The 5,317-nt window shown below is 69.8% G+C and carries 5 protein-coding genes; 3 read left to right on the top strand and 2 right to left on the bottom strand.

What is annotated here, in order from left to right; genetic code table 11:
• Positions 1–224: 224 nt before the first annotated feature.
• Positions 225–1,700: an LCP family protein gene (locus Q0066_RS07255; RefSeq protein WP_298131565.1), complete on the top strand. Its 1,476-nt coding sequence runs from the start codon at positions 225–227 to the stop codon at positions 1,698–1,700.
• Positions 1,701–1,820: 120 nt separating this feature from the next.
• Here the strand turns inward: Q0066_RS07255 and Q0066_RS07250 are convergent, their stop codons facing one another.
• Entirely contained in the window at positions 1,821–2,705 is an 885-nt protein-coding gene (locus Q0066_RS07250) for a serine hydrolase (protein WP_298131563.1), read from the bottom strand.
• Positions 2,706–2,712: 7 nt separating this feature from the next.
• Entirely contained in the window at positions 2,713–3,405 is a 693-nt protein-coding gene (locus tag Q0066_RS07245) for a TIGR03089 family protein (protein WP_298131561.1), read from the bottom strand.
• A 37-nt stretch (positions 3,406–3,442) separates the two neighbouring features.
• On the opposite strand from Q0066_RS07245, the gene Q0066_RS07240 reads away from it, so the two are divergent.
• Together Q0066_RS07240 and Q0066_RS07235 are read left to right on the top strand one after the other, a co-directional pair.
• Positions 3,443–4,522 carry a mannose-1-phosphate guanylyltransferase gene (locus Q0066_RS07240; RefSeq protein ID WP_298131559.1) on the top strand — a complete coding sequence of 360 codons (1,080 nt, stop codon included), beginning with the start codon at positions 3,443–3,445 and terminating at the stop codon, positions 4,520–4,522.
• Positions 4,515–5,228 (top strand): hypothetical protein, encoded by a 714-nt coding sequence (locus Q0066_RS07235; protein WP_298131558.1) that lies wholly within the window; start codon positions 4,515–4,517, stop codon positions 5,226–5,228. The genes Q0066_RS07240 and Q0066_RS07235 overlap by 8 nt, the downstream gene beginning before the upstream one ends.
• Positions 5,229–5,317 lie beyond the last annotated feature (89 nt).

Raw genomic sequence — 5,317 nt, 5'->3', positions numbered from 1 at the left:
GAAGGTTCGGGGACGGTTCTTCGGCGTGCGAAATCCGAACGTCGGGGGACGGTTCTTTGGCGTGCGAAATCCGAACGTCGGGGGACGGTTCCTGTCGAGGTGTGTCCCCGGGTGTGCGGAATCCGGACGTGAAAGAACCGTCCCCGAACGTTGAAAGCACCGTCCCGGGCAGCTGACGGCGAGCCGAGACCGGGGCGTTCGGAACGGCCAGCCATACTGGTTCGGTGACCGCCCTCGAGACTTCCCCGCTCCCGGACGCGCAGACCCGCAGCCAGAGCATCGCGCTGCGCCGCGGGCTGGCGATGCTCGGCATGACCCTGGTCGTGCCCGGATCCGCCCAGCTGGCCGGCGGCAACGAGCGCCTCGGACGGTTCGCCTTCCGCACCTGGCAGGTGCTGATCGCACTGGTCGTGCTGTTCGCGATTCTGCTGCTGACCTTCCGCTCGTTCGCGATCGGTCTGTACGCCAACCCGATCACGCTGCAGTTGCTGCGCTGGGCCACCCTGGTGCTGGGCCTCGGCTGGGCACTGCTGTTCGTCAACGCCTGGCGCATCGCCAACCCGTCCGCGCTCTCGCCGCGGGGCAGGATCGTGATCCCCGGCATCGCCTTCGTGATGGCGCTGGTCGTCGCCTTCGGCTCGTGGACGCTGGCCGGCGCGTTCGACGCCCAGAGCCGGCTGTTCGGCAACGTCTTCACCGGCGGCGGCAAGGCCGAGACCAACCAGGGCCGCTACAACATCCTGCTGCTCGGCGGAGACGCCGGCGCCGGCCGCGAGGGGCTGCGTCCGGACACCATGATGGTCGCCAGCATTGATGCCAACACCGGCCGGACGGTGCTGTTCGGGCTGCCCCGCAACCTGCAGTGGGCGCCGTTCCCGGATTCGTCGCCGCTGAAGAAGCTGTACCCCAACGGCTACTGGTGCAAGGACCAGTCCTGCCTGCTCAACGCGGTGTACACCCTCGCCATGAACCACAAGAGTCTGTACCCGGGTGTGAAGGATCCCGGCGTCCAGGCCACCAAAGAGGTCATCGGGAACATTCTCGGTCTCGACATCAACTACTGGGCGCTGATCGATCTGAAGGGCTTCAAGACGCTGATCGACGCGGTCGGCGGCATCAACCTCGACGTCGCACGCAAGGTGCCGATCGGCGGCGGCACCGACCTGACCACCGGCAAGAAGTACCCGATCAAGGGCTACATCGGCCCGGGCAAGGATCTGCACCTGGACGGCTACCACGCGCTGTGGTTCGCCCGCTCCCGCGAGGGCTCGACCGACTATGAGCGGATGGCCCGGCAGAAATGCGTGCTGAACGCGATGGCCAAGCAGCTCAACCCCGTCACGGTTGTCACCAAGTTCCAGGAGATCGCCAACGCGGGCGCCGAAATCGTGGCCACCGACCTGCCCACCTCACAGATCGGCACCATGCTCGACCTGGCCCAGCGGGGTCGGTCGCTGCCGCTCAGCAGCGTGAGCTTCACCCCGCCGCTGATCCTGCCGGTGAAGCCCGACTTCGCCAAGATCCGACAGATCGTCAGTCAGAAGATCGCGGCGTCCGAGGCCGCCGGCGACAAGCCGGCCGACAAGCCCACCTCGGCGGCTCCGGGCGGCACCACCTCGGGCTCCCCGAAGCCGTCCTCCAGCAGCACCACGGTGAAGACCCAGACCGACGACCTGGACGACGTCTGCAAGGTCAGCTGACCCCGTCCGGCCGACACGTAAAGCCCTGCCTAACTATCTCTGCCCTCCCGCATGCGGGAGGGCAGAGATAGTTAGGCAGGGCTTTACCGGACGGGTGCCGGGGGACGGGGACGGACGAAGTCAGCGCAGCTCGCCGGAACCGAGGATGCGGAAGACCCAGTCACCGACGGCGTCACAGTAGGCGCGGCCGAGGTCGAAGGTTTCGGTGCGGGTCATGATGGTCAGCAGGTAGTCCCGGCCGTCGCCGGCGACGTGCCCGATCGAGTTCACCGCCCATAGGTTGTCGGTGGACTCGAACTGCACCCAGCCGTTCTTCAGCTGCACCTTCACCGAACCGCTCCGTGGGGCGCCGACGCCCCAGGCCTGGCCGTCCTCGACCTGACCCATCAGGCCCAGCAGGTAGCTCCGTTCGGCGTCGGTGAGCGCCTTGGTGTCACCCTTGACCAGCTGATGCAGGAACGAGCGCTGGTCGTTCGGCGTCGTCCAGGTCCAGCTCCAGAAGTCCTTCTCGGGGGCGCTGTGGGTGTCCTTCAACCCCAGATCGGACGCCAGCGCGTCATAGGCCGGACGCCGTCCCGCCCAGTCCCACAGGGCGTCCGCGGAGTCGTTGTCGGAGTGCTCGATCGCCTTCTCGGCCTGCCCGGCCTGTTCCGCCGGCAGCGGCTGTTGCAGCTTGTCGGCGCGCGCTTTGCGCATGGCCATCGACACGATCATCGGCTTCGCCATGGACGCGCTCTGGCTGGCCCAGCCGCCGCGGAAGTCCCACACGGCACCGCTGCGCAGGTCCTGGACGGCGACGCCCAGCTTGTCGTTGCCGGCGGCGATGGTGCTGACCGCCGACTGCAGCTGGTCGCGGATCGGGCCGCTCGGCGAGACGGACGGCGTCGGCACGGTCGGCTTGCTGGTGCAGCCGGCCAGCACCGCGCCGCCCAGGGCGAGGCCGCCGAGCGCGAACAGGCCGGTCCGGCGGCTGAACGCCGGCATGGTCAGGGGGCGAGAAGTCACCGAGCCATCATTCCATGCAGTGTTCGGACGCCCGGATCTTCGCCAGCAGCGCGTCGTCCGGGGTGCCCTCGACGACCACCGACGAACCGCCGCCCAGCAGCGGGCCCAGAATCGCGGACCGCAGCGTCTCCAACGCGCCGGACGGCCGCACCAGCACCCGTCCGGCAACCGGCGTCGTGGCAGCCAGATCGGCGTGGCTGAGCACCACCGAGCCGTCGATCCAGGCCGGCGCGCTCGGCGCGCTGGGCAGGGTTCCGGACTGATCGGGCTGGGTGAGTGCCTCACCGGTGAAGTCGAGCACCCCGTCCGGCAGGTCGCGCAGCCCGAGCCCGAGCGGGTGCAGCGAACAGGCCAGGGTCGCGCCGGGCAGCACCGGACGGGGGTCGTCCGGCCCGACCACCGCCAGATCGGCACCGGCGGCGTCCAGCGTGATCGCGCACTCCCGCTGCCAGGCGGCCAGCGGCCACAGCAGCGTCATCCAATGGCCCGGACGGCTCAGCGCCAGCGGCAGCGCCACCAGCCCGGAATCGGCGCCCAGGTCCTCGATCAGGTTGGCGGTCTTGGCCACCCAGTTGGCGAAGGTGGCGACGCTCAACTCGGTGCGCCCGCCGGCGTCCAGGTCGTAATGGGTGAGCAGCGGCTCACCCCCGGACGTCCGTGCCCGCCGCTGCAAAGCCGTCAACACCCCGGGAATGTCCATCCCCGAATGCTATGTGCCCAGCCGATATCGTCATTCCATGCGGTTTGCGGTGATCATGGCCGGCGGTTCCGGGACACGGCTATGGCCGTTGTCCCGCAAAGGCACCCCCAAGCAACTCCTGCGGCTGATCGACGGCACCTCGCTGCTGCGGATCGCGTTCGAGCGGTTGGGTGACCTGGTGCCGGCCGAACGGGTGCTGGTCTGCACCGGCGCCGCCTACGCCGATCAGGTGGCCGCCGAGTTGCCCGAGGTGCCCGTCGAGAACATCCTGGGCGAGCCCGAGGGGCGTGATTCGCTGAACGCCGTCGCCTGGCCGGCGGCGGTGATCGCCGAGCGCGATCCGGACGCCGTGATCGCCCAGGTGACTGCCGATCAGCTGATCGAGCCCGCCGCCGTCTTCACCGCCTCCCTCGCCGAGGCCTACGCGGTGGCCGAGGCCGATCCGCTGGCTCTGGTCACCCTGGGCGTGGTGCCGACCAGCGCGCACACCGGCTACGGCTACCTGCATCGCGGCGGGGCGGTGCCCGGGTTCGAACACACCCACCGGGTGCTGGAGTTCCGCGAGAAGCCCGATCTGGTCACCGCGAGCGAGTACCTGGCCTCCGGCGAGTACTGGTGGAACGCCGGCATGTTCGTCTGGCAGGCCCGCACCTTCCTGGAGCAGTTGGCCGCGCTGCACCCGGCCAGCCACGCCGCCGTGGTCGAACTCGCCGCCCATCCGGAGCGGCTGGCCGAGATCTTTCCCACCCTGCACAAGACGTCGGTGGACTACGGAGTCATGGAGCCGGTCTCCGCCGGCGCCGGGACCGCCCATGTGGTGTCGGTGGCGCTGCCGGTGCAGTGGCGCGACGTCGGCGGCTACGCTTCGCTCGCTGAGACGCTCGCCCACGATGCGGCCGGCAACGCCCTGATCGGCGCGTCGGTACGGCTGGATGCCGCCGACAACGTGATCATCAACACCGCCGGCGACGATCACCTGGTCGGCATCCTGGGGTGCAGCGGCATGGTGGTGGTGACCACTCCGACGGTCACCATGGTCGCGCCGGTGGACGCCGCGGAACGCGTCCGGGAACTGGTCGCGCTGGTTCGAGCGGAAGCGGGGGAGCGGTATGTCTGAGCGGGGTGAGACGCAGGCCTCGAAGGGTCGGGCGATCCTGGACAACGTGAAGCGCATCCGGCAGCCGGTCACCTGGGCCGTGCTGGCGATCATCTGCGCCAGCCAGATCCTGGGTGTCGTCCGGCTGGTGCTGCTGCTGGTCCGCGAGCAGACCCCGGTCTTCGAGGCGTTCCAGGAGATCGGCGTCTCGATCATGAGTCTGTCGCTGGTGATCGTGCTCGTCGGCCTGGTCTGTGCCTGCCTGTTCGTGCCGCCGGCCACCCGCAACGCGGTGCGGCTGGCGAAGCTGTCGGCCTGGGCGATCGCGATCGGCACCGCGCTGCAGCTGGTCTGCCTGCTGATGGGCGTGGCCGCGTCGGCGAACGCCTTCGGCGTGATCATGGAGATCCTCGGCGGCCTGCTCGATGTCGCGCTCAAGGCGGTCGCGGCCGGCGTGCTGTGGGTGCTGGTGCGCGGCGTCCGTTCCGGGCGTCTCGACCTGGCAGCGGCCGTCCCCGAGGTGGCGGCCGCGCCCGAGCAGCCCCGGACGCCGCCGGTGTGGCAGCCCGAACAGGCCAGCGGCACCGCTTGGCGCAGCGCCCGGGATGCCGCCAGCGGCGCCCGTCCGGACGTCGGCGCCACCCCGTCCGGTGATTCCGAGACACCTTCCGAACCGAAGCCGGAGAGCGGTTGGCGGCCCCGCTCGACCCCCGGGGAACCGGGCTGAGCACGCGCTGATCCGTTCACGTCATCCCGGGCTCCATCCCGGGCTCCGACCCAGGATCTCAGGCGGGAGAGATCCCGGATCAAGTCCGG

Origin of the sequence: Micropruina sp. (assembly GCF_027492755.1) — a bacterium.
Lineage (GTDB): Bacteria > Actinomycetota > Actinomycetes > Propionibacteriales > Propionibacteriaceae > Micropruina.
The sequence above is the reverse complement of the archived record's forward strand: the minus strand, read 5'-3'. Positions and strand labels throughout refer to the sequence as shown.